This is a genomic window from Longimicrobium sp. (genome assembly GCF_035474595.1).
Taxonomy (GTDB): Bacteria; Gemmatimonadota; Gemmatimonadetes; order Longimicrobiales; family Longimicrobiaceae; genus Longimicrobium.
In genome coordinates this window covers 72,958-97,076 of record NZ_DATIND010000083.1, presented here as the reverse complement: position 1 = coordinate 97,076, position 24,119 = coordinate 72,958, and the positions used below count along the sequence as shown (strand labels likewise).

The following is a 24,119-nucleotide window of genomic DNA, read 5'->3' as shown; positions in this document are numbered from 1 at the left end:
CGCACCGCCTTCCCTGTCCCCTGTCCCCTCAGTCGTGCCCGCCGATGTATGCGCGGACCATGTCCTTCCACCACGGCCAGTCGTGCGCCCAGCCGTCCCACAGGCGGAGCGCGTTGCCGATCCCCTTCTCCCACAGGATGCGGGAGAGGTAGCGGTTGTTCTCCACGAACGAGTCGTCGTGGCCGGTGGCGAGGATGACGTCCATCCGGCGCAGGGCCTCCAGCCGCCCGTGGTCGTCGATGGTGCTGATGTAGTGCGACGGGTTCTGCGCGGCGATGGTGTCGTCGTAGTAGCCGTCGGTCTGCTCGCGGATGTCGTACAGGCCGCTCATCCCCAGCACGCGGTTGAACACCCACGGGTTGCGCAGGCCGATGTTCACGGCGTGGTAGGCGCCGAAGCTGGCGCCGGCGGCGATCAGGTAGGAGTTGCCGTTGCGCGACGACGAGAAGGGGAGCACCTCGCGCAGGATGTAGTCCTCGTACTGCCCCTGGCGCACCGCGCGGTCGTGCGGGTGCTTCCACCTGGCGTACCAGCTCTCGGCGTCCACGCTGTCCACGCAGAATACCTGCAGGTGCCCGCCGCGGATCTGGTCGCCCAGCGCGTCCATCATCCCGCGGTCTTCCCACTCGAAGTAGCGCCCCATCGAGGTGGGATACACCAGCAGCCGGGCGCCGCCCCAGCCGAACACCAGCATCTCCATGTCGCGGCCGAGCGACGGGCTGTACCAGCGGTGGTACTCTCGGTTCACCGTCTTACCATCTCCGGAAGGGTCGCGCGCGCGGGCAGCCACCGGCGGATTGGTGCGCGCCGGATGCAATCCACAGGCCCGCCAACCTATGCATCGGGCTGGAAAGCGAAAGAGGCGCCCACGGATGGGGCGCCTCCACGATTCGGACGATGCCGCGCGTCCGCGGCGCCGCGGGTCCTCTCCCTGGCCGGCCGGCGCGACTCCCGCCGCGTCGCCGGCCAGCCTGTCCCTCTCCCCAAACCGCCTGGGAGAGGGACGGGGCTTCGGCGTGGCCTGCCACCTTCAACTCATTCGGCGGATTTCACCGGGCCGGTGACCGGCAGGATGCCGGGGGCGCAGTCCCGCAGGGACTTTGTGCTGTTGTTGCCCGCCAATTCCATTGGCGGGGGAGGGGAAGGCTCGGGCCGGGCTATTCCGTCCGCACCACCGTGGCCTCGATCAGGCCGAACGGCTCCGGCGTGGGGACGAACACCTCGTTCCGGTTCTCCAGCCCGAACCGGCCGATGTCGAACAGCAGGTGGTGGCGGTTGGGGAGGGAGAGACGGATCTCGGGGATCTCCGGCGCCGCGTCCAGCGCGGCGGCGCCCATCGCGTACAGCGTCTGCTGCACGGACTTCGACTCGTGCTCGGCGAAGGTCTCCAGCATCGCCGTGCGGACGGCGGCGAAGGCGGCGTCGAAATCGGCCGGCGCGCTCGCGTACTTCCAGCGCGCGGAGACGATCGTCGCGAAGATGCGGTCCCTGGTCTCCGGGAGCGTGGTGTAGCGGTCCTTGATGTATCCCTCGAAGGCCGACTGCGTGGTCTTCAGCACCTCCAGGTCCTCGATCCCCGCCTCGAACCGCACGGAATCGCGGTCGGCGAAGACGTAGGCCATCCGCCGCTCGCCGCTGCCGCGCACGAAGCTGTGCCGATGCGGCCGCCCGCCCACGGCGATGCGCTCCCACCCGTGCGTGGCGATGCGGATGCGCACGCGGTCGCACTCCTCCGTCGCGCCCAGGAAGTGCTCCGCCAGCGCGCGGCCGAAGCCCTCCACCGGCGTCACCGGGTGCTGCTTCGCCAGCGCGTAGACGGTGTTGCGCATGGTGTCGGTCGGCAGCACGGCGGCGTTGTCGCCCTGCAGGTGCACGTCGCGGTACTTCCCCTCGAACGCCACGTCGACGGTGAGGTCCGCCACGTCGTGGCGTTCGCCGTCGCGGGTGACGCGGAACAGGCGGACGCGGGACTTGCCGTAGTTGCTGGGGCCCAGCGCGGCGGGCATCGGTCAGCTCCCGCGGTAGGTGGAGTAGCCGTACGGACTGAGCAGCAGCGGCACGTGGTAGTGCGCCTCGCCCTCGCGCGCCGAGAAGACGATGGAGACTTCGGGGTAGAAGCCTTCCACCGCCGTGGCGGTGAAGTACGCGCCCGTGTCGAAGCTCAGGCGGTACGTCCCCGGCTCCAGCGCCTGGTCCACGGGGAGGAGGTCGAGGATGCGCCCGTCGCTGTTGGTGACGCCGCTCGCGACGGTCTGCATCTGCCCCTCGGCGTCCGCGCGCTCCAGCAGCACGGCGATCCCCATCGCCGGCAGCCCGCGCATGGTGTCCAGCACGTGCGTCGTGATCGCGCTCATGTGGTTGTTCGGTAGATGGTATCAGGCGCTCGCCTGCCCCGGGAAGGCGAATGAATTCGCGGCAACAACGGCCCGAAGTCCGCCTTCGCGGACTCGCTCCCCGGCCCGGGTGCGCTGAGGCAGGATCTCCGCGGGGATGGTGGATGGCTACCTCTCCCGGTACGGGAGAGGTGGACGGTCTCGGCCGGCCGTAGAGGGCGCGATGCCGGCTCGCACACCGCAGCCAATCTCCACACCTGCCGCGCACCGTCACCGCTCCAGCTCACCCCGCCAGCAGCTTCTCCAGCCGCAGCCGCGTGATCTTCGCCTGCTCGCCGGCGGCGACGCGCAGTTCCGCGTCCGCATCGTTGCCGAGGCGGGAGCGGAGGATGGCGAGCATCTCCCCGGCCGTCTTCCCCGTGGCGCAGACGATGTAGATGCGGCCGAAGCGCTGCTCGTACGCGCGGTTTCCCTCCGCCAGCGCGGTGGCGACGTCGTCTCCCGCGGCGGCGGCGGCGGACTGCTCCTGCGCGGACCACGCGGCGGCCTGCGCGCCCTGCGCCGGCGCCGCCTTGCGCTCGCCGATGCGGGGGTGCGCGGCGAAGGCATCGTCCCAGTCCGCCGCCTCCAGCGCCCACCACGCCTCGTCCGCCGCGCCGAGCACCGCGCCCAAGTCCGCGAACGGGCGCCGCATCGCCATCTCCCGCGCCCACCGCGGCGAGCCGCAGCAGCCGAGGAGCGCGGCGGCGGCCTCGTCCTCCGGCAGCGCGTTCAGCTCGGCGAGCGTCACGACGACGGCCGCTCCAGCGTGCCGAACACCCGCAGCCGCGCGACCCCGCCGTCGGGGAAGATGCTGAGGCGCACGTGCGTCACGGGCCCCGCGTCCGCCACCTCCGCCTCCCAGCGGTGCCGCGCGTGCGGCTGCAGCTTCGTTTCGGGGAGGATCGGGCGCCATCCCGTGGCCTCGGCGAGGTTGCCCGCCTCGCGGACGCCGGATGCGTGGATCCCCTCGAGCATGCAGCGGTCGGGGACGTTGCCCTTGAAGTGGTCGGTGTCGATCTCCACGCGGTGGATGGTGCCCGGCGCGGCCAGGCGCACGATGCTCCAGTCGTGGCCCGGGCCGCGGCGGCGCTGCGTCTCCCATCCGTCGCCCATGAACAGCGAGCGGCCGGGGAGGATCAGGTTCTGCGGATGTCCGTAGAAGCGGTCGCTGACCTCCTCCACCCATCCCCCGTTCTCCATCGCCGCCAGGTCGATCTCGCCGCCGCGCAGGACGAACGCGGTGAGCTGCGGCTGCGCCACGCCGTGCGCGCGGAAGCGGGCCACCCCGCCGTCGGGGAAGATGTTCAGCCGCAGGTGCGTCACGCGGGGGGAGCGGACGAGCTCGAAGAGGTTGGGCGCGTTCCCCTCGAGCTCCGACTTCGGCAGCAGCTCCACCCACTCCGCCGCCTCCAGCTCCTCAGGCGAGGGGATGCCGGGGAGGGCGCACCCGTCGACCGAGCAGTGCTCGGGGTAGTTGCCGCGGAACCAGCGCGTGTCCACCACCACGCCGCGCACCACGCCGGGAACGCCCAGGCGGACGATGGCCCAGTCGTGGCCGTCGTCGTCGCGGCGGCGGCGCGTTTCCCAGCCGTCCATCCACTTGCCGCGCTCGGTGTACGCGTCCTCGCGCCACTCGGGCTCGGCCTGCTTCAGCATGGCCTCCTTGGGCGCGAAGAACTCGTCGTTGGCGGCCACCACCGCGGCGCCCAGCCGCTCGGACGCCAGGTCCACCATCTCGGTAAAGTCGGTCATCTACGGCAAACAGCGGGAGACAGGGATACGGATGAGGCGTCCATCGCCTTCACGAAATTGCTGATCGGCACCCGGGCGCGGTGGCTGCCGCTACACCTCGGCGGTGTCGAACAGGTACATCTGCACGTCGCCGTCTTCGGGCGCCAGCACGCGCCGGTCCGTGGCGCAGGCCTGCCCCTCGGGCGTCGCGAAGGCGCGGCGGATGGCCTCCAGGTCGTCGAAGTAGAGGGTCCCGACCAGGTACGGCTCGGGGTCGCCGGCGGGCGTGAGGATCGGCCGCCGGCTCACCTCGTACTTCCGCAGCCCGGGGAGCCGCTTCGCGAGCGGCACGTGCACGTCGAAGTAGTGCGCATCGAACGCCTGGGGGTCCTTCGGCGTCCGGTAGATCACGACCATCTTTGCCATTGCTCTCTCTCACCCAAGGATGATCGCCGCCCGGCTGCTCTTCGCATCTCCCTGGCCCCGAAGGCGAATGAATTCGCGGCAACAACGGCCCGAAGTCCGCCTTCGCGGACTGCTCTCCGGCATCGCGGCGACGAGCGGCTGCCCGTGCATCTCACACCCGATGGCGAAGGAGAAGGCGGCCGGACGGCGGGCCGGCGAGCTCGCCGCGGTCGTGGATGCGCACGCCGCGCAGCCACGTCTGCTCCACCACGCCGGGGAGCACGGAGCCCACGTACGGCGAGAGCTTGTGGCGATGGAAGAGCCGGCCGGGCTCCACCAGGAACTCGGCGTCGGGGTCCAGCACCACCAGGTCGGCGTCGTGGCCGGGGGCGATGGCGCCCTTGCGCGCGTGCAGCCCCGCCAGCCGCGCCGGCCCCGCCGACATCCAGTGCGCGATGTGTCCGGGAGTGTAGCCGCGTTCCCGCGCGCCGCGCCAGACGGCGGCCAGCCCCAGCTGCAGCGACGCGATGCCGCCCCAGGCGCGCACGAAGTCGCCCTGCTCGCGCAGCTTCATCTCCGGCGGGCAGGGCGAGTGGTCGGTGGCGACCAGGTCGATCCACCCCGCGCCGAGCGCCGTCCACAGGTCCTCGCGGTTCCCCGCGCCGCGGATGGGCGGCGCGCACTTCATCTCCGTGGCGCCGTCGGGCACGTCCTCGGCGGCGAAGTGGAGGTAGTGCGGGCAGGTCTCGCAGCTGACGGCCAGCCCCTCCTCGCGCGCGGCGTGGATGGGCTGCAGCGCCTCGGCCGCGGAGACGTGCACGATGTGGATGCGCGCGCCGGTCTCGCGCGCCAGCCGCACCATCATCTCCACCGCCTCGATCTCCGCCTCGGGCGGCCGCGACGCGAGGTAGGTGGCATAGCGCGACGGATCCGCATCCCCCACCCCCGCCGCGGCTTCGTCCAGCACGTGCGGCGACTCCGCGTGCACCAGCAGCGGCGCGCCGAGCTCGCGCAGGATGGGGAGCGCGGCGCGGAGGTCGGCCTCGCCCACGTGCGTGAACTCGTCCACGCCGCTGGGGGAGAGGAAGCACTTGAAGCCGAGCACGCCCGCGTTCCACATCCCCCGCAGCTCGCCCGCGTTGCCGGGAACCACGCCGCCCCAGAAGCCGGTGTCCACGTGCACGTGGCCGTCCGCGGCCGCGATCTTGGCCGCGAGTGCCGACGCATCGGTCACGGCAGGGATGCTGTTCAGCGGCATCTCCACCAGCGTGGTGACCCCGCCGGCCGCGGCGGCGCGGGTGGCCGTATCCCATCCCTCCCACTCGGTGCGGCCGGGCTCGTTCACGTGGACGTGCGTGTCCACCAGCCCCGGCATCAGCACCTCGTCGCCGCACTCCACGGTCTCCACCCCCGCCGGCACGTCGCCGAACTCGCGCACGGCGGCGATGCGGCCGTCCTTCACCCACACGGCGGCCGCGCGGGCGCCCTCGGGCGTCACCACGTGCGCGGAGCGGAAGACGAGCTGGGTGGGAGCGTCGCTCAACGAGTCAACGGGTGGAGAGGGCGATCGGCGTCTGCGCGGCGAAGCAGGTGCCCGGGACCCGGGCGTCCGCCCCGCGAAACTGCCGGACGAAGCGGTCCGCCGCAAGCGCGGAGTCGCTCACCCCGCCCCGTCGCGACGACCGTCACCAGCGCGGAGACGGGCAGTCGCGATCAGCGTCGTGTTGGCGGGCACGACGAACCTCGACCGGTCCAGCGGAGTGGAGGAAGAAGACGAGAGGCGAGGTGCGCGCGGATCTGATGTCCGCGAAGGCGGACTGCGTGCCGTTGTAGCCGCGAGTTCACTCGCATTTTCACCATGCCCGTCGACGGCGACGGGGCCGACGCCCAGTTCGCAGACGATCGACGCGGCGCCGCCCCGCAGCTCGACCACGCCCAGCCGCGCCAGCACCGCCGCGGTGCCGACCGTGGGGTGCCCGGCGAAGGAAAGCTCGGTGGCGGGGGTGAAGATGCGGAGCTGGTATGCGTGCCCCGGCTGGCGCGGCGGGAGGACGAAGGTGGTCTCGGAGAAGTTGAACTCGCGCGCCAGCGACTGCATGGCGCGGTCGGAAATGCCGCGGCCGTCGGGGAAGACGGCCAGCTGGTTGCCGCCGAACGCGCGGTCGGTGAACACGTCGGCGATGACGAAGCGGTGCGCCATGGGCCTGTCCGCGGATGGGGATGGATTCACTTCGCCACCAGGTCGATCTCCACCGCGGCGCCCAGCGGCAGCGCCGCCACCCCGATGGTGGTGCGAGCGGGATACGGCTGGGCGAAGAACCGCGCGTACACCTCGTTCATCGCGGCGAAGTTGCCCATGTCGGTGAGGTACACGCCGACGCGGACGACGTCGTCCAAGGTGCGCCCTGCGGCCTCGAGCACCGCCCGCAGGTTCTCCAGCGCCTGCCTGGTCTGCGCTTCCACGCCGCCGCCGACCAGCTTCCCGGCCGCATCCGTCCCCACCTGCCCGCTCAGGTAGATGGAGTCGCCCGCGCCACGCACCGCCGGCGAGAACGGCCCGGCGGTCGGCGGAAGCTTGTCGCTGCTGAAGGTTTCTCTGGGCATCCCATCCTCCGCTCGAAGTGCTGGAAAAAGGCGAATGATTTCGCGGCAACAAAAGCACAAAGTCCCTGCGGGACTGCTGGGCGGCATCCACGCGCCGGTCCCGCACCGGTGTCGCCTCACCTCGGGATGTCATCGGCGCAGGAGGATCTATCAACCGACCGGTTCTCTCCGCCGATCGGATCAGAACAGGCCGGAGAGCTGGCCGCCGTCGACCTGGATGGCCGTGCCGGTGACGAAGCTCGCGCGGTCGGAGGCGAGGAAGGCGACTACCGCTGCCATCTCGCGCGGGTCACCGCTGCGGCCCACGGGGATGCCGGCGGCGCGGGTGCGCAGCAGGTCGTCCACGCTGCGGCCGTCGCGCTCGGCGCGCATGCGGGCCAGCTCGGCGGCGCGCGCGGTGTCGAAGTGGCCCGGGAGCACGCTGTTCACCAGTACCCCGTCGCCCGCCACCTCGGTCGCCAGCGTCTTGGCGAACCCGAGCATCCCGGCCCGCGCGGTGTTCGACAGGATCAGCCCCGGCAGCGGCTGCTTGGCGGACATCGAGGTCAGGAAGATGACGCGTCCCCAGCGCCGCGCGCGCATCCCCGGCACGGCGGCCTGCGCGAGCCGGATGGAGCCGAGCAGGTTAAGATCGATGGCGGCGCGGTACTGCTCGTCGGTCGTGGTCGCGAAGGTGGTCGACGGCGGCCCGCCCGCGTTGGCGACGAGGATGTCCATCGGCCCCAGAGCCGCCTCCGCCTCGCGGACGAAGCGCTCGGCCTCTCCCTCGCGCCCCACCTCGCCGGCAATGGGGAGCACGTCGGCGCCGGTGGCGGAGGCGATCTCGTCCGCGGCGGCGCGCAGCACGTCCTCGCGGCGCGCGACCATCGCCACGCGCGCGCCCTCCGCGGCCAGCTCGCGCGCAATCGCCAGCCCCAGCCCCGCCGACGCGCCCGTCACCAGCGCGACCTTCCCCCGCAGCCCCAGCTCCATCGTCCACCTCCCCCTGGTCTCCATCCCCGCCAGCCCGTCATCCCCCCTCGCGAGAGGATATCCCGCCGCCACCGGATTGGCTACCGCGTCCGGAGGCCTGGATGCGCCGCCGCCCCCGCATCTCCCGAAAACGCAAAAGTGCGCCGGCCGCTCCAGAGCCAGCGCACTCCCGCACTCCCGCACTCCCCGCACTCCCGCACTCCCCGCACTTCCGCACTTCGGTTCACCGCGCCAGCTCGCCGACCACCGGCTCGTCGCGGATCTTCAGCCACGACTCGGCGTTCTGCTCCAGGTACAGCGGCAGCTCGGGGTAGTCCAGGCCGCCGAGCACCTTGCGGCGCGTGCCGTCGTGGAGCAGGGCGACGAGGTCGTACGTGTACGACACGCCGTTGCGGCCGCGCGAGATCTTCTCCTGGCAGAACAGCTGCTTCACCTCGACCACGCCCAGCTCCACCGTGCGCCCCCACGGCAGCGGATGGTGCCGCACGCGGATGCGGCCGGCGTCGATCCGCACGGTCGTGGTGTTCACGAACCCTGCGAGGGTGGCGTAGGTCAGGCCGATCCCCACCGCCACGTGCAGCAGCGGGAACAGCATCAGGACCGGGTTGCCGCTGCGCACGGCGATCGCGTACCAGACCACCAGGAACCCGTCCCAGAACAGGCAGAAGAACGCGAGGAAGAGGTACTTCCACGAGAACCACCGGTACTCCAGCGTCAGCTCGCCGCCGAACTCGGAGGTGACCACGCTGCGCGGCTTCTCCACCGGGATGCGTGCCCGCGCCGCGGGCGCCGCGAGCTCCGGCGCGACGTCGGTGAAGCGGAACACGTTGTTGCACGTGCGGCACTTGGCCAGCCCGGTGCCGAGATTGACGTCCTCGGCCGCGACCGGAACGCGGCATTCGGGGCAGATGATCTTCATGCGGGAGATCCGGATCGCGGTCGGCCGGACACCGCGGGCCGGCGTGAGAGCGGCCGCGGCGTCGGGGTGGAAGGCGCCGTCATTTCGTCGCGCGGCGATAGAGGATTCCGGCCACGGCGGCGACGCCCAGGGGCACCAGCAGGAAACCCAGCACTTTCTGCAGCGACGCGTACGCCTTGAAGGTGAACGGCAGCCTGCGGCCCAGGATCTCGATCTGGTCGTCGCCGGGCTCCCACTGCGAGCCCGAAGCGATCTCGATCGGCAGGAACTGGTGCATGCTGAACCCGATGGCCGTCGGCAGATCGAGCCCCTCCTCCACGATCACCGCGTCGCGTCCCACCTGCTTCTGGGCCACCGAGCGCGGAAGCTGGAAGATGAACGCGCCCAGCGCGACGAGGATCACCATGGTCGCCGCCAGCCGGACGCGCCTCACGCCGTAGCCGGCGGTCACTCCGTAGATCCAGAAGAGGACGAACCGCAGCCAGCTGCTGCGGCGGTACGAGGCGGTCTCGTGCCGCCGCGACTCCGCGTACACCTGGTCGGCCGCCTTGTCCTCGCCGTTCGCGCGAAGCGTCTTCTCGAGGTGCGTGTAGGGCTGGCCCACGTGCGGCAGCCGCCGGTTGAACAGATCGCGCCACGCGACCGAGATCCTGTCGTAGCTGAACCCCTCGATCCGCGGATGGCTGGCGAACTGCGGGGGGGCATCCCGGGGGCAGTGCTCCCGCAGCTCCGCCCGGAAGAACACCTCGTGGAAGAAGGCGTCCCGCAGGTCCAGCCCCGCCTCGAAGATCGCCTCCCGGAAATGCACCTGCCGCGTGGCGCGCGCGCAGCTGAAGCGCGCGTCGCCGCGGAAACGCGCGCCGGTGAACTTCAGGTCGCCGGCGAACTGCGCGTTCTCGAAGCACGCCTCTCCCCCGAACACCACGCCCCGCTCGAGCGCCGAGAAATCCGCGGCCCCGCCCACCCGGACGCCCTCGAAGTTCGCCGCGGCGGCGAACGACGCCCCGGACAGGAAAAGGTCGCCGCGGATCTCGGCGCCGGCGAACACCGCGGCGGCCATGAACTTCGCGCCGAGCTCGACCGTCCCCTGTTCGGTTTCGACCGACTCCACGAAATCCATCTTCGACTCCACGACGATTCCGTCGAAGGTGGCGCGGTCGTGGAACTCCGCCCGTCCCATCTCGACGAACCGCCCGAACCGCGACCGCGAGAAGTCGGCGGGGCCCTGGAAGGAGACCGGAAGTTCGTTCCGGGGGTTGAAGTACGCGGCTCCCTCGCAGAAGAAGTGGGTGAACTTGGCCTTGTCGCCGAAGAGCACGCCCGAGAACCACGCCTCGCCGTGCACCGCGGCCTTGATGAAGCGGCAGATGGCCGCAAAGCAGGTCTGTCTTTCGCCTTCCAGCGGCGAAACGACCAGGTCGGAGCGCACCGAGATCCCGTAGAAGGTGGCCAGCCTGGCGAAGCGGGAGCTCTGGAAGAAGGCGTTGGTTTCGAAGGTGGCCGAGGAGAAGAAGGTCCGGCCGTCGAAGTCCGACAGCACGAACGACGCGTCGCCGCCGAAGGAGGCGGCCCTGAACTCCACGGTGTCGGCGAAGGTGACGTCCCTGAAGTCCACCGAGCTTCGAAACGCGGCGTGCGAGAACACGGCCGGGCCATCGAACCTCGTCCGCGCCCTGGGCTGCGGCCCGGTGGGGTTCCCGGTGGAGAACTCGGCATGTCCCTCCACGGAAACCGATGCGAAATCGGCCAGGCCGGCGAAGTGCACCGATTCGAAGCTGCACCGTCCAAGAATCCGGGCCTGCCGGAACTCCGCGGGACCTTCGAACTTCGCGTCCTGCAGAAACAGGTTCCCGCACCGGAGGCCGCTGAACTGGAGCGAGTCGAGAAACTTGTTCCGGAACGTGGCGCTCTCGGACCGGACGGAGCCGTCCACCCGCAGATTGGAGAGGTCCGGATCCGTGACGTCGGCATCGGCGAGGGAGAGATCGTACCGGACGCGGGAGGCCGTGAGGTAGAGCCCGCGGGCCAGACGGCACCCGCTGAACTGCAGGTCACCCGCGAACACGGACTCGGAAAGCTCCACCAGGTCGGTGAAGTCGCAGTTCTTGAAGACGACGCGGGAGAAGCGGATGTTCTGCAGGCGCAGCGGGCCGGCGATGGTCGCGTTTTCGACCTCGATCGCGACGCGCACCCGGTGCTCGGGCCAGTCCACGAGCTCCAGGAACTTCTCCGCCGCGATACTGCCCCTGGTTCCGTCCGGCTGCTTGCAGTCGATCCGCGTCCCGGCACGAAGCCTGGACTCGAGTTCCTCGGGCGTCATGATGGCCTCTGCGGTTCGATGTATCGTTCCTCACTGAAGAAATCTCGATCAAACCACGCTTTCACCATACAATCCGGAGGATCGATCTCCCAGCACTACATCGCGGCTGATGCCCACCACCGCGCCAGCAAATTCGCCGCGACGCGCTTGCGGTAGCCGGCGGTGGAGCGGATGTCGTCGATGGGGGTGACTTCCTGCATCAGGATGCGCTGCGCCTCCTCGATCGGCGCGCCGCGGGCGAGGGCCTCCTCGACGCCGGGGAGGCGCACCACCGTCGGCGCGACGCTGCCCAGCGCCACGCGGGGGCGGTCGCCGCGGACGGCGGCCATCACCACCTTGCTGATGGCCTGCGCGGCGCGCGTCCCCACCTTCCGGAACCACTGATCGCCGTCGATGCGCGGGATCTCGATCGCCACGATCAGCTCGTCGGGGCGCATCACCGTGGCCCGGTATCCCGTGTAGAAGCCGTTGAACGGCACCCGCCGCTCGCCCTCCGCGCTGCGCAGCACGACGACGGCATCGGCGACGGCGAGCACGGGGAGCGTGTCGCCCGCGGGGCTGGCGTTGGCGACGTTGCCGGCCAGCGTGCCGCGGTTCTGGATCTGCACGCCGCCCACCTGGCCGCACGCCTCGACAAGGAAGGGGAGGCGCTCGCGGACCAGCGGCGAGCGCTGCAGGTCGGTGTGCGTGGCCAGCGCGCCCACGCGCAGGCCGCCGTCCATCTCCCCGATCCCGCGCAGCTCGTCCAGCCCCCACAGGTTCAGGAAGCGCGCGGCCGGCTGGGTGCCGAAGTTCAGCGTCACGTACACGTCGGTGCAGCCGGCCAGCGGCACCAGCGGCCCCTCGTCGCGCAGCATCGCCAGCGCGTCGTCCAGCGTCCCGGGCTGCAGCAGCGCCAGCGGGGTGACGGCGGTCTTCATGTGCGGGCCTCCGCCGTCTCCGCCGTCTCCGTAGCGGCGTCGAGCACGGCGCGGTAGATGGCCTCGTAGCCGGTGCAGCGGCAGAGATTGCCCGCCAGCCCGAGCCGCACGTCGTCGAGGGTGGGGTTGGGCGGCAGCTTCATCGCCATCATGATCATCCCCGGCGTGCAGATGCCGCACTGCGCGCCGCCCAGCGATGCGAAGGCGCGCTGCAGCGGGTGCTCGCCGCCCAGCCCCTCGATCGTCACCACCTCCGCGTCGGCCACCTGCGCGAAGGGCACCAGGCACGAGCACACGGGCTCGCCGGCGACCAGCACGGTGCAGGCGCCGCACTCGCCTTCGCCGCACCCTTCCTTGGTGCCGGTAAGGCCGCACTCCTCGCGCAGCACGTCCAGCAGCCGCGCCATCGGGTGCGCGTCGACCTCCGCCGGCGCGCCGTTCAGCGTGAACCGCATCAGCGCCGCCCTCCGGCGAGGGTGAAGCCGCGGCGGGACGAGGGTGGGGACGATGGTGTTTGTTGCGAAAATGCGACTGAAGTCGCGGCTACAACGGCACGCAGTCCGCCTTCGCGGACTTCATTGCGGTGCGGCCGATGCGACGGTGTGGTCACGCGGGTCTCCGGGTAGAGCAAGGATAGAGGATCGATCGAGAGGCCGGGCCCGCACCACCCCTCCCCCAGGCTGTTTGGGGGGAGGGGTCGGCGTTGCGGGATGCGACGGAGTCGCGCCCGGAACGACGGGGGAGAGGGCCGCGAGGCCGCGGAGACGCGGCGATGCTTCTCCTGCGAATCCCGCCGCTCACGCCGCGACAGGCTCCGCGACGCCGGCCGTCTCGATGCGCGGGGCGTCCATCACCATCTCGGGGATGGCGGGGATCTGGCGCACGTCCAGCCCCAGGTGGCGGATGGCGTTCACCACGGCGGCAGCGGGGCCGTCCATCGGCATCTCGCCCACGCCCTTGGCGCCGAAGGGGCCGTGCTTGCTGGGGTTCTCCATCACCACGATCTCCATCCGCGGCGTGTCGAGCGTGGTGGGGATGGTGTAGTTGGTGAGGGTCGGATTCGCCATCGCCCCGTCGCGCGTGACCACGTTCTCGTTCAGCGCCCACCCCAGCGCCTGCGCGGTGCCGCCCTCGATCTGCCCCCGCACCAGCATGGGGTGGATGGCCTTCCCCACGTCCTGCGCGGTCACGATCTCGCGGGCGCGGACCTCGAAGGTGTCGGGGTCCAGCTCCACCTCCACCGCCGCGCATCCCCAGCCGAAGGTGGGGTAGGCGTCGCCGCGGTAGGTCTCGTCGCTCCAGGTCACGTCGCCCGGCTTCTCGTACTCGCGGACGATGCGCACCGGGCCGAAGCGGCGGAAGTGCTCGGCGGGATGAAGGTCGCCCAGCTGCGCGCGCAGGTCCTCGCCGCAGCGCTGCAGGATGCCGCCCACCACCATGCAGGTGCGCGAGGCCACGGTCGGGCCGCTGTCGGGGACCACGAAGGTGTCGGGCTGCGCGGGCTCCACATCGGCGTAGGGGATGCCGAGCGCGTCGGCCACGATCTGCGCGTGCATGGTGCGCGTCCCCTGCCCGATCTCGGTGCTGGCCACCAGCACGCGCACGCCGCGCTCCGTGGTCTCCAGCGCCGCGCGCGACTGCAGCATCACCTCGCCGCTGCCGGTGAAGCCGGAGCCGTGGAAGAAGAGCGCGAGCCCGATCCCCCGGTTCGTTCCCGCGTACTCCGCGCGCCGGCGGTGGAAGTCGGAGCGGCGCACCGTCTCATTCAGCACCTCGATCGCCGAGCAGTCGCCCTGCATCACCTGGCCGGTCGCGGTGGTGTCGCCGGGGCGGAGCGCGTTCAGCTCGCGGAGGGCCACCGGGTCCATCCCCAGCGCCTCGGCGATGCGCTCCATGTGCACCTCGGTGGCGAACTGCGTCTGCGGGGCGCCGAAGCCGCGGAAGGCGCCGTTGGGCGGGCTGTGGGTCATCACCGCCCGCCCGTCGATGCGCACGTGGTCGCAGCGGTACGGCCCGGCCGCGTGGATGCAGCCGCGGGAAAGGACCACGGGCGAGAGCGTGCAGTACGCGCCGCCGTCCAGCAGCACGTCGATGTCCATCGCCAGCAGCCGCCCCTCTCGCGTCACCGCCGTGCGGTGGCGGACGATGGAGGGATGGCGCTTCGTCGTCGCCACCATGTCCTCCACGCGGTCGTACACGATCTTCACCGGGCGGCCGGACTTCATGGCCAGCAGCGCGGCGTGGCCGGCGATCAGCGACGGGTACTCCTCCTTGCCGCCGAAGCCGCCGCCGGTCTCCGTCTGCACGATGCGCACGCGCTCGTCGGGGAGCGCCAGCAGCGCCTTCAGCGCCTTGTGCACGTAATAGGGGCACTGCAGCGAGCCGTAGACGGTGATCCCGCCGTCCTCCTCGGGCACCGCGATCATCCCGTTGGGCTCGATGTAGACGTGCTCCTGCGCGCCGGTCCGGTACTCGCCCTCGACAACGATCTCCGCGTCCGCGAACGCCGCGTCCACGTCGCCCTTGTCGATGCGGATGTGCTTGAAGACGCGGGGGGATGCGTGCGGGTCCAGCAGCGGGGGCGCGGTGTCGTACTCGATCTCCACCGTGGCGGCCAGCAGCTTCTCCCGGTCCTCGTGCGCCAGGAGAAGGATGGGCTCGGCCAGGTGGCGGACCTCGCCCTCGGCCAGGAACGGCTGGTCCAGCTCGATCATGGCCACCGCGTTCATCCCCGGCACGTCGCGGCGGTCCACCACCGTGAAGCCGTCGTCCTCGCCAAAGCCGAGCGTCACGCTGCGGATGGTGCCGCGCGGCACGGTGGAGCGGATGGTGCGCCCGTGCAGCATCCCCGGAAAACTGAGGTCGTCGATGTACTTGGCGGCGCCGGTGACCTTGGCCCGGCCGTCCTTCCGCGGCACGTTGGAGCCGACCGCGCGCGCGATCACGCGCGCCTCCGCGTCTCGGGAACGGCGTTGGGGGAGATGGAGATGGACGGACGGCGGAACGGGGGACGTCGCAAGATCGGACCTCTGCCGGGAGGATGGCCGGACGGCCGCGCGGAGATGACCGGCGCGGCGGGCGGCGCGTGCGATGAGTCGTGACGGGAACAGATAACGGCGCCCACGCCCCGCGGTCAACTCCCCGGGACGGGCGTCCGGGTTGGCGATGGCCGCGCGCCGGATTATGCTGTGGGCGTGCCGCGGCGAACGCCCACAATGGAGGCCCCATGTTCACGGTCGATTCCCTCATTGCCGGGAAGGACCCCGTCGTCCAGCGAATCTACGACCGGCTGATCGACGTGCTGGCGGGCCTGGGCCCCATCGGGCAGGACGCGAAGAAGACGTCCATCCACCTGACCGCAGGCGAGGGCGGCACCGCGTTCGCCGGGGTGCACCCGCGCCGCGCCGGCATCCTGCTGAACGTCCGCACCTCCGCGCCGATCGAGAGCCCGCGCGTCCGCAAGCTGGAGCAGGTCTCGCGCAGCCGCTTCCACAACGAGATCCTGCTCAACGCGCCGGAGGAGGTGGATGCGGAGCTGGCGGGGTGGCTGGGCGAGGCGTACGGGTTGTCGAAACCGGCGGATTGAGCTGCGCGGAGCGGGAGACGGTGGGTGCGTGGCGAGGACGATATCCGCGGGCGGCTTCGGTCGCGCGGGGCTGCCGTTGCAGTCAGTGGATGGCTCCCCCGCTCCCCGGAATGGAATTCCGGGGCAACAAAAGCACAAAGTCCCTCCGGGACTGCGGCCTCCACATCCCCGCGGGAGAGGCCCGGGCGCGGCCGCTGATGATGGCCGCGCCGAGGGTGGCTCGCCACCCCAATGCCTGGAAGCAGTCCCGGAGGGACTTGGTGCTGTTGTTGCCCGCCAATTCATTGGCGGTGCAGCGCGGGTGAGGGCCATCCGGTGAGGGCTCCCGTCAGTGCGTCACGTGGCGCTCGAACCAGTCGATGATGCGGAGCATGTGGTCGATGCGGTGCTCGGGCTCGCCGCTGCGGGTGACCTCGTGGCCCTCGCGCGGATAGAGCACCATCTCCACCTCGCGGTTCTCCTCCTTCAGCCCGCGATAGAACGCCTCGGCGCTGGCCACGCCCACGCGGTTGTCCTGCGCGCCGTGCAGCATCAGCAGCGGCGTGCGCACGTTGGCGACGTAGGTCAGCGGGCTCTGCGCGCGCGCCAGCTCCGGCTGCTCCCACGGCCGCCCGCCGAACTCGCCCTCGAACAGCTGCCAGGTGTTGGCCGACCCCCACCAGATGGTCAGGTCGTACACGCCGCGCTGCGCCACCGCCGCCCGGAAGCGCTCCGGCACCTCCTTCGCGATCAGCCACGCGGTCATGTACCCCGCGTAGCTCCCGCCCGTCACCACCTGTTTGGCCGGGTCGGCCAGCCCGCGGGCTAGCACGCTGTCGGCGCCGGTCAGGATGTCGCGCGCGGGGGGCGTTCCCCAGTTCTCGTGGATGGCCTGCAGCCACGCCTGCCCGTAGCCTTCCGAGCCGCGCGGGTTGGAGAAGAACACGGTGTAGCCCGCGCCCGCCAGCGACTGGTACTCCAGCCACATGCTCGCCTCGCCCGGGCCCCACATGACGTGCGGGCCGCCGTGCATCTCCACCGCCAGCGGCGGGCGCATCCCCGCGCGCCAGCCGATGGGGCGCAGGAACCACCCCTGCACCGGCTTGCCGTCGAACGAGGGATAGCGGATCTCCTCGTAGTCGGCCACGTAGACGCGCGACAGGAGCGAGTCGTTCAGCGTGGTCAGCCGCCGCTCGCCGCCGCCGTCCAGCGCCGCGGCGTACACGTCGCTGGGCCGCGCGGGGCTCATCTGCGTCCACGCGATCGTCGGCCCGGCCACGTCGAACGAGAGCACGCCGCGCGGGCCGCTCACGATGCGCTGCGGCGCGCCCTGGCCCGGGCGTACGCGGTAGAGCGAGATGGCGCCGTCGGACGGAACGGTGAAGTAGAGCCATCCCCCCGCCGCCCAGCGGTGCGCGGCCACCGAGCGGTCCATGGGGGCGGAGATGGAGGTGCGGCCGGTGCCGTCGGGATGCATCACCACCAGCTCGGTGTTCACGGCGGTGTAGTAGGGCCTGGCGGTGGACTGCCGCTGGTAGGCGATCCATCTCCCGTCCGGCGAGAAGCGCGGCGCGCCCTCCTGGTAGCCGGTCTCGTGCAGGCGCGTGGCCGCCCCGCCGTCCGCGGGGACGAGGATCACCTGCCCCTCCAGCTCGTAGTCGGGGTGATAGTCGCCGCGCGGCTGGGTGGAGGTGGCCACGATCCAGCGCCCGTCCGGCGACCACTGCGCCTCGCCGGTGTTCCACGGGTTGGACGTGAGCCGCTTCGGCGTGGCGCCGGAGCGCGCGTCCACCACGTAGAGCTGCCCCCACTCGTCGCCGCTCTGGATGGAGGTCTCGGTGAGGTAGCCCAGGCGGCTGACCACCTGCGGGTCGTCGTCCTTGGCGTCGTCCCGCAGCCGCGCGCGGATGGCGCGCAGCGCGGCGGCGCGGTCGCGGTCGATGTGCTGGATGGTGGCGGCGTCGCCCTTGGCAGTGTCCGCCTTCGCTGCGGCGGAGTCGAGCTCCAAGGGCTTGAGGCTGGAGATGAATGCGATGCGGTCGCCGCGCGGGCTCCAGGCGGGGCTGCCGGCGCCGTGCTCCAGCGAGGTGAGCGGCCACGCCTCGCCGCCCTCGGCCAGCGGCAGGACCCAGATCTGCGGCGGGTTGCTCTCGCGCGCGCTGACGAACGCCAGCTGCCGCCCGTCGGGCGAGAACGCCGGCGCGGAGGCGGATACGTTCAGCCAGGTCAGCCGCCGCGCCCCGCTGCCGTCGGTGCGCGCCAGCCACAGCTCGCGGCGGTACTTCTTGGTGGCCGAGTCCGCCTGCAGCACCACGTACGCCACGCTGCGCCCGTCCGGCGAGAGCGCGGTCTGCGACGCGGTGCGCAGGTGATACAGATCGAGCGGCGTGAGCGGGCGCCGCTCCTGCGCCCGCACGGGCACGGCGGCCAGCGCGAGCGCCGACGCCAGCAGGACGGCGGTGCGTGCGATTGGGATGGAATGCATCGGGATCGTGGGGCCAAGGGAAACGCTGTTTGCGGAGTGCTGGATGGTTAGCATGGGACGGATGGACGTCCGGCGCAAATCGGGAGGGATGAACGGCCATTCCCGGTGGGCGAAGTGACGGCCCCGAGGAGAAGCATCGCAGCTTTGCGATGGCATCCTGCCCGCCTGGCTGGCCCCTCCCCCGGCCGCTCCGCCCGTTCCGCGGGGGAGGGGAGAACTCAACGCATGGCTGGTTCCCCGCGCGGAGCTGCCGTTTCTGTTACAGTTCACCTCTCCTGCTGTCGGGAGAGGTCGAAAAAGAGAGATGGAGAAGACGGCGGTTTTGTCTTCTCCATCTCTCTTTTTCGGGTGAGGGCTCCCCGGGTGAGGCCCCCAGCAGCGCCGGGCTCATCCGGAGTTGCCGTTCCCTATTCCCTGTCCCCTGTAACCTGTCCCTGCAGCTACAGCATCACCTCCCACGGCCGCGCGCCCTTGCGGCTGCGCTCCAGGGCGTCGCGCATCAGCAGGTCGTGGTAGTTCACCTCGGTTTCGTCCTCGGCGCAGTGGCGGGGCTTCCAGTGGCCGTCGGGCTGCAGGTCCCAGGCGAGGCGGTTGTCGGTGAGCGCGTTCTCCAGCAGGCGCACGAGGCGCTCGCGCAGCACGCTGTCCATCACGGGGACGATCGTCTCCACCCGCTCGTTCAGGTTGCGCTCGCGCCAGTCGGCGCTGCCGATGAACACCTCGGGGTCGCCGTTGTTGCCGAAGTGGTAGATGCGGTCGTGCTCCAGGAAGCGCCCGATCAGGCTGACCACGCGGATGTTCTCGCTGTAGCCGGGAAGGCCGGGACGCAGCCGGCTGTGGCCGCGCACGATCAGGTCGATCTTCACCCCCTCGCGGCTGGCGCGGTACAGCTCGCGGATGATGCCGGGGTCGTCCAAGGCGTTGAACTTGGCGATGATGCGGCCGTTCTGGTACCGCCGCTGGTGCTGCACCTCGCGCTCGATGCGCTCCTCGAACACCCGCCGCATGTCGCGCGGGGCGACCACCAGGCGCGTGTACTGCTGGTCCGGCGCGTACCCGGTGAGGAAGTGGAACAGGTTCACCAGGTCGTCGCCGATCTCGTCGTGGCAGGTGAGAAGCCCCAGGTCGCTGTACAGCTTCGACGTTCGGGCGTGGTAGTTCCCCGTCCCGATGTGGCAGTAGGTGCGCGGCGGGCCGCCCTCGTCGCGCACGATCAGCGTGACCTTGCTGTGCGTCTTCAGGCCGACGAGCCCGTAGGTGACGTGCACGCCGGCGTCTTCCAGGATCTCCGCCCCGCGGATGTTGTTCTCCTCGTCGAAGCGCGCGGTCAGCTCCACCAGCACCGCCACCTGCTTCCCCCGCTCGGCCGCGGCGATCAGCGCCTTCACCACCGGGCTGGCTTCGCCGCCGGTGCGGTACAGCGTCATCTTGATGGCCACCACGCGCGGGTCCACCGCCGCCTCTTCCAGCAGCCGCTGCACGCTGGCGGGGAACGAGTCGTACGGGTGGTGCACCAGCACGTCGCCGCGGCGGATGATGGAGAAGATGTTCCGCTCCTCCTCGGTCTCGCCCTCGTGCTGCAGCGGCTCGGGGACCACCGGCTCCCACGCCTCGAAGCGGTGCGCGGGGAGGTCGAGGTCGGCGAAGAAGGCGGTGTCGGCGTGCGCGATCATCCCCCCGCTCTCGTACACGTCGTCGTCCTGCAGCTCCAGCTCGCGCACCAGCAGCTGCCGCACCTCCTTCGGCATCGCCCGGTCCACCTCCAGGCGCACGACGGGGGCGAAGCGGCGCTCGCGCAGCTCCTCGCTGATCAGCGCCAGCAGGTCCTCGCTCTCGTCGTCGCCGCGGTCCACGTCGGCGCTGCGCGTCACGCGGAAGGGGTGGACGTTCACGATCTCCATCCCCCGGAAGAGCGAGGCCACGTTCGCCTGGATCACCTGCTCCACGGGCACGAAGTGGAAGCGCTCGTCCGAGCCCGGGACGGGGATCCACCGGCCGTGCTGCGCGGGGACCTTGATGCGGGCGAAGTGGTAGGTGCTGCGCGCGGCGTGGCGCATCAGCACGGCCAGGGAAAGGGAGAGGTTGGAGATGAAGGGAAACGGGTGCCCGGGGTCCACCGCCAGCGGGGTGAGCACCGGGTAGATCTGCTCGCGGAAGTGCTCGTCCAGCGCCCGCCGCTGATGCGGGGCCAGCTCGGCGTAGGAGCACACGTGCACGCCGGCGTCGGCGCGCAGCAGCGGCTTCAGCGCCGTTTCCCAGGTGTCGGAGAGCGCGGCCTGCATCTCCAGCGCGGCGGCGCCGATCAGCTCCAGCTGCTCGGCCGGCGTGCGTCCGTCGATGGAGAGCACCTGCACCCCGGCCGCCACCTGCCGCTTCAATCCGCCCACGCGCTTCTGGAAGAACTCGTCCAGATTGCTGCTGGCGATGGCCAGGAAGCGCACGCGCTCCAGCAGCGGCGTGCGCGTGTCCAGCGCCTGGGCGAAGACGCGCCAGTTGAAGTCGAGAAGGCTGAGCTCGCGGTTGAAGTACAGCGACTTGTCGTCCAGCGGCGCGCCGCGCGGTACCGCTCGGGGGCGCACCGCGCAGGGGATGGCGGCGGGCGCGTCGGGGACGCGGGGGACCGCGCGGACGCCGCGGGTACGGCGCGGGGCGGTGGCCGGCGGCTGCGGCTTCGGCGTGTCGCCGTTGGTGGAGGGAAGGCTGTGCTCGGCGCGCATGCGGTGCGGTGGGATTCCGGGGAACGGGGCGGACCGCCCTACAGGTACGCGGCGGCCCCGCGGATGTAAACCGTTCCAATGTAACGGCGTTCTCCCCCGGAGCGTACATCTTCCGCTTTCCGCCGGCCCCGGCGCGTTCCGGATCCGCCGGGTCGGTACGACTTTCATCGCCGCCCTGCCGCTACATCGTTGATCTCACGCGGAGACGCGGAGATGCGGAGGATTCGTCACGCCACGGAGTTCTCCGCGACTCCGCGTCTCCGCGTGAGAAGTCACCGTCGAGGAGACGCGGAGATCGCCGAGTTCCTGCTCGGTTCCTTCTCCCCCTCACGCCAGCACGGGGACGCGGAGCGATGGCGGGGCGGAGAAGGGCTCGTCGGGCGGCGGCGCGGCGAAGACGGTGGCGCGGAGGCGGGCGAGGCCGGCGGCGGCGCGGTGCTCCAGCAGCGGCGTGCCCTGCGCGCGGGCGCGGGCGATCGCGCGCTCCAGGTACGCGGCGGCGTCGGTCACGTGCTCGGGAAACGCCTCGGCCAGCGCCTCGCCGCGGACGCGCAGGAGCTCGGGCTCGAACGCCGCCTCGCCGCACTCGCGGGCCACGGCCAGCCCGCAGTCCACCACGCGCAGCGCCTCGGCGGCGCGGCCGGCGCGGCGCAGCACCTCGGCGCGCATCAGGCAGTACAGCGAGTGGTCGCCGCGCCCGCCGTTGGCCGCCGCCTCCTCGAAGCCGCGCCGCATGGCCTGCAGCCCGTCCTCGACGCTTCCCTCCATCCCCATCCCCCACCCGCGCAGCACCCCGGCCTGGCCGCGGTAGTACGCGAACCCGAAGCGCTCGCTCGTCTCCTGCAGCGCGGCGGCGTGCGCCCGTGCCGCATCCCCATCTCCCATAAGCCACGCCAGCAGCGCCGCGGCGTACAGGGCGAAGGCGCGGCTGAAGGGGTGCGCCGCCTCGTCGGCCACGCGCACGCACTCCGCGCCCCAGGCGGCCGCGCGCCCGGCCCGGCCCAGCAGCGCGTCGGAGAGGGCCAGGAGCATCAGCGGGATCATGCGCGGGTCCAGCCCGAAGCGCGCCTGGTGCTCGTCGCGCAGGTGCGGCGCGTACAGGAGCATGGCCGCCTCGGCGTAGTCGCGCGCCTCGGCGGGGCGGCCCAGCCAGAAAAGGGTGTCGCCCATCACCGCGTGCGCCTGGAGGACGGTGTCGTGGTCGGCCAGCGCGTCGGCCAGGTCGAAGTACTCGCGCGCCACCGCCAGCGCGGGCTGCAGCTGGAGCTGCACGAGGTGATAGGCCCAGAGCCCGAAGAGCACGCGCGACAGCTGCGCCCGCTCGCCCAATTCCTCGCACAGCTCACGCGAGCGGGAGAAGATCTCCGGCAGCCCCGGCGAGTCCCACCCTTCGGTCGCGTTCAGCACGTTGCACAGGCGGGTGAGCACCTCCAGCTCGCGCCGGTCGCGCTCGGGGCCGGCGGGCACCTGGGCCAGCAGCTCGCGCGAGCGCTCCAGCAGCGCCCGCGCCTCGGCGTACGCGCCCACCGCCAGCGCGCGCGACGCGGCCCGCAGGCGGTGGTCCACGGCGCGCGCGGGGTCGCCCGCCAGCTCGTGGTGGCGCGCGAGCTGGAGGGCCACGCGGTCGGTGTGCCCGGCGTACAGCTCCTCCAGCACCTCGGCCGTCTCGGCGTGCAGCAGCATCCGCTCGCGGGCCGACAGGTCGTGGTAGAGGTACTGCTGGAAGGCCACGTGCGAGAAGGCGAACTGGCTCACCCACCGCGCCCCCACGCGCTCCGTAGTGCCCTCGACCACCAGCCGGTGGCGCTTCTCCAGCTCGCCGGAAAGGAGGCGGAGCAGCTGGCGCTCACCCATCTCCCGCAGCCGGGCCACCACCTGCGTGGTGAAGCTGGTCCCCTCGACCGAGGCCACCGTCAGCACCTCGCGCAGCTCGTCCGTCAATCGCCCGATGCGCTCCTCGATCACCCCCTCCACCCGCGCGGGAAGGACGTCCCAGTCGATGGGCCCGGCGGCGCGCCAGCACCCCTCGGCGTCGTGCGCCAGGTCGCCGCGCTCCTGCAGCGTGCGGAGGACTTCCACCGCGAACAGCGGGTGGCCGGCGGTGTGGCGCAGCAGCCCCTCGCGGAACTCGGCGTCCAGCCGGTTGGGCTCGGCGTCCACCAGCGCGTGCACGAAGGCGCGGCGCTGCTCGCACCCTGCGCGGTCCAGGTCGATCCACGCGTCGCCCAGGTAGCGCTTCAGCTCGGCCAGCGGCGCCTCCAGCGGGTGGCGGCGGCCGTCGCGGCCGATGGACACGTCGTTGGGGCGATAGGAGCCGACCAGGAGAATACGCTCGTTCTCCAGCGCGCGGCCCAGGTGGAAGAGCAGGTCGATCGAGGCGCCGTCGGCCCAGTGCAGGTCGTCGAGCACCAGCAGCAGCGGGCACTGGGCCGAGAGCGCGCGCAGCATTCCCGTGTACTGCCGGAAGATGCGGTCGCGGTCCACCGCCTCGGCCGGCGCGCCTCCCGCGCCACCGCGCGACGTCACCTTCTCCTCCAGCCGCGAGAGCAGCCCGGCCTGGTCCGCGGCGTACTTCCCCGCCTTCACCAGCAGCCCGGCGCCGGGAACGAAGGTGCCCACCAGGTCCGGCGCGTGCTCCAGCAGGGTGCGCATCGACAGGCCGACCAGCGAGCGCAGCCGGCGCGCGTTCTCGCCCGTGGCGGCCGACTGCACGCCGCCCGCCTCGGGGTCGCCGGTGAGCTGCTCCAGCAGGGTCAGGAAGGGGAGATACGGATCGCTCTGGCCGGTCTGCGCATCGCAGTTGGCGCTGGCCACCACCATCCTGGCGTCCGCCCGCTGCGCCGCGGCGGCAAAGCTGTGCAGCAGCGACGACTTGCCCGCGCCCGCCTCGCCGGTGACGAAGCAGACGCGCGCCCGCCCCGCCGCGGCGTCGCGCCAGAGCGCGCCCAGCCGCTCCATCTCCGCGTCCCGCCCCACGAACTTCGGCTGCGACATCGATTCCCGTGCGGATGCAGGTTCCCGATCCATTTTGCGCCACCGTCAGTGCACTCGCCGGACCGCCGCGCAAACGGATGGGGAGCGAGGGAGACGGGAGATGGGGAGATGC

Annotated in this window: 19 protein-coding genes; 1 reads left to right on the top strand and 18 read right to left on the bottom strand. The window is 71.6% G+C overall.

Going from position 1 to position 24,119, the window contains the following annotated elements; all coding sequences use genetic code 11:
* Positions 1-28 precede the first annotated feature (28 nt).
* The 15 genes from VLK66_RS14725 to VLK66_RS14655 form a co-directional block, all read right to left on the bottom strand.
* Entirely contained in the window at positions 29-748 is a 720-nt protein-coding gene (locus VLK66_RS14725; RefSeq protein ID WP_325310197.1) for an esterase family protein, read from the bottom strand.
* Positions 749-1,157: 409 nt separating this feature from the next.
* Positions 1,158-2,006 (bottom strand): factor-independent urate hydroxylase, encoded by an 849-nt coding sequence (gene pucL / locus VLK66_RS14720; RefSeq protein ID WP_325310196.1) that lies wholly within the window; start codon positions 2,004-2,006, stop codon positions 1,158-1,160.
* 3 nt (positions 2,007-2,009) lie between these two features.
* Entirely contained in the window at positions 2,010-2,354 is a 345-nt protein-coding gene (gene uraH, locus VLK66_RS14715; RefSeq protein ID WP_325310195.1) for a hydroxyisourate hydrolase, read from the bottom strand.
* 262 nt (positions 2,355-2,616) lie between these two features.
* A complete protein-coding gene (gene uraD, locus VLK66_RS14710) occupies positions 2,617-3,123 on the bottom strand; it encodes a 2-oxo-4-hydroxy-4-carboxy-5-ureidoimidazoline decarboxylase (protein ID WP_325310194.1) in 507 nt (168 codons plus the stop codon).
* Positions 3,120-4,127, bottom strand: coding sequence for an allantoicase (alc, locus tag VLK66_RS14705; protein ID WP_325310193.1), 1,008 nt, complete (start codon positions 4,125-4,127; stop codon positions 3,120-3,122). The genes uraD and alc overlap by 4 nt, the downstream gene beginning before the upstream one ends.
* 90 nt (positions 4,128-4,217) lie before the next feature.
* Positions 4,218-4,532 carry an EthD family reductase gene (locus VLK66_RS14700; RefSeq protein ID WP_325310192.1) on the bottom strand — a complete coding sequence of 105 codons (315 nt, stop codon included), beginning with the start codon at positions 4,530-4,532 and terminating at the stop codon, positions 4,218-4,220.
* 151 nt (positions 4,533-4,683) lie between these two features.
* Positions 4,684-6,054, bottom strand: coding sequence for an allantoinase AllB (allB, locus tag VLK66_RS14695; protein ID WP_325310191.1), 1,371 nt, complete (start codon positions 6,052-6,054; stop codon positions 4,684-4,686).
* Between the two features lie 117 nt (positions 6,055-6,171).
* Entirely contained in the window at positions 6,172-6,711 is a 540-nt protein-coding gene (locus tag VLK66_RS14690) for a PhzF family phenazine biosynthesis isomerase (protein ID WP_325310190.1), read from the bottom strand.
* A 26-nt stretch (positions 6,712-6,737) separates the two neighbouring features.
* Positions 6,738-7,115, bottom strand: coding sequence for a Rid family detoxifying hydrolase (locus VLK66_RS14685; protein WP_325310189.1), 378 nt, complete (start codon positions 7,113-7,115; stop codon positions 6,738-6,740).
* Between the two features lie 180 nt (positions 7,116-7,295).
* Positions 7,296-8,111, bottom strand: a complete 816-nt coding sequence (locus VLK66_RS14680; RefSeq protein ID WP_325310188.1) for an SDR family oxidoreductase — start codon at positions 8,109-8,111, stop codon at positions 7,296-7,298.
* Between the two features lie 199 nt (positions 8,112-8,310).
* Positions 8,311-9,006, bottom strand: a complete 696-nt coding sequence (locus VLK66_RS14675) for a hypothetical protein (RefSeq protein ID WP_325310187.1) — start codon at positions 9,004-9,006, stop codon at positions 8,311-8,313.
* 79 nt (positions 9,007-9,085) lie between these two features.
* The gene (locus tag VLK66_RS14670) at positions 9,086-11,326 is read right to left on the bottom strand and encodes a pentapeptide repeat-containing protein (protein ID WP_325310186.1); all 2,241 of its coding nucleotides are present in this window, start codon (positions 11,324-11,326) and stop codon (positions 9,086-9,088) included.
* A gap of 95 nt (positions 11,327-11,421) precedes the next feature.
* On the bottom strand, positions 11,422-12,246 hold the full coding sequence (locus VLK66_RS14665; protein ID WP_325310185.1) for an FAD binding domain-containing protein: 825 nt from the start codon (positions 12,244-12,246) through the stop codon (positions 11,422-11,424).
* Entirely contained in the window at positions 12,243-12,701 is a 459-nt protein-coding gene (locus VLK66_RS14660) for a (2Fe-2S)-binding protein (protein ID WP_325310184.1), read from the bottom strand. The genes VLK66_RS14665 and VLK66_RS14660 overlap by 4 nt, the downstream gene beginning before the upstream one ends.
* A gap of 342 nt (positions 12,702-13,043) precedes the next feature.
* On the bottom strand, positions 13,044-15,191 hold the full coding sequence (locus VLK66_RS14655; RefSeq protein WP_325310183.1) for a xanthine dehydrogenase family protein molybdopterin-binding subunit: 2,148 nt from the start codon (positions 15,189-15,191) through the stop codon (positions 13,044-13,046).
* A gap of 281 nt (positions 15,192-15,472) precedes the next feature.
* Here VLK66_RS14655 and VLK66_RS14650 point away from each other — a divergent pair, with 281 nt between their 5' ends.
* Positions 15,473-15,832, top strand: a complete 360-nt coding sequence (locus VLK66_RS14650) for a DUF5655 domain-containing protein (RefSeq protein ID WP_325310182.1) — start codon at positions 15,473-15,475, stop codon at positions 15,830-15,832.
* Positions 15,833-16,160: 328 nt separating this feature from the next.
* Here VLK66_RS14650 and VLK66_RS14645 read toward each other — a convergent pair whose 3' ends face one another.
* The 3 genes from VLK66_RS14645 to VLK66_RS14635 all read right to left on the bottom strand — a co-directional run bounded on the left by VLK66_RS14645 (position 16,161) and on the right by VLK66_RS14635 (position 24,007).
* On the bottom strand, positions 16,161-18,296 hold the full coding sequence (locus VLK66_RS14645) for a S9 family peptidase (RefSeq protein ID WP_325310181.1): 2,136 nt from the start codon (positions 18,294-18,296) through the stop codon (positions 16,161-16,163).
* A 440-nt stretch (positions 18,297-18,736) separates the two neighbouring features.
* Positions 18,737-21,013 carry a polyphosphate kinase 1 gene (gene ppk1, locus VLK66_RS14640; protein ID WP_325310180.1) on the bottom strand — a complete coding sequence of 759 codons (2,277 nt, stop codon included), beginning with the start codon at positions 21,011-21,013 and terminating at the stop codon, positions 18,737-18,739.
* 327 nt (positions 21,014-21,340) lie between these two features.
* A complete protein-coding gene (locus VLK66_RS14635) occupies positions 21,341-24,007 on the bottom strand; it encodes an ATP-binding protein (RefSeq protein ID WP_325310179.1) in 2,667 nt (888 codons plus the stop codon).
* Positions 24,008-24,119: the final 112 nt, after the last annotated feature.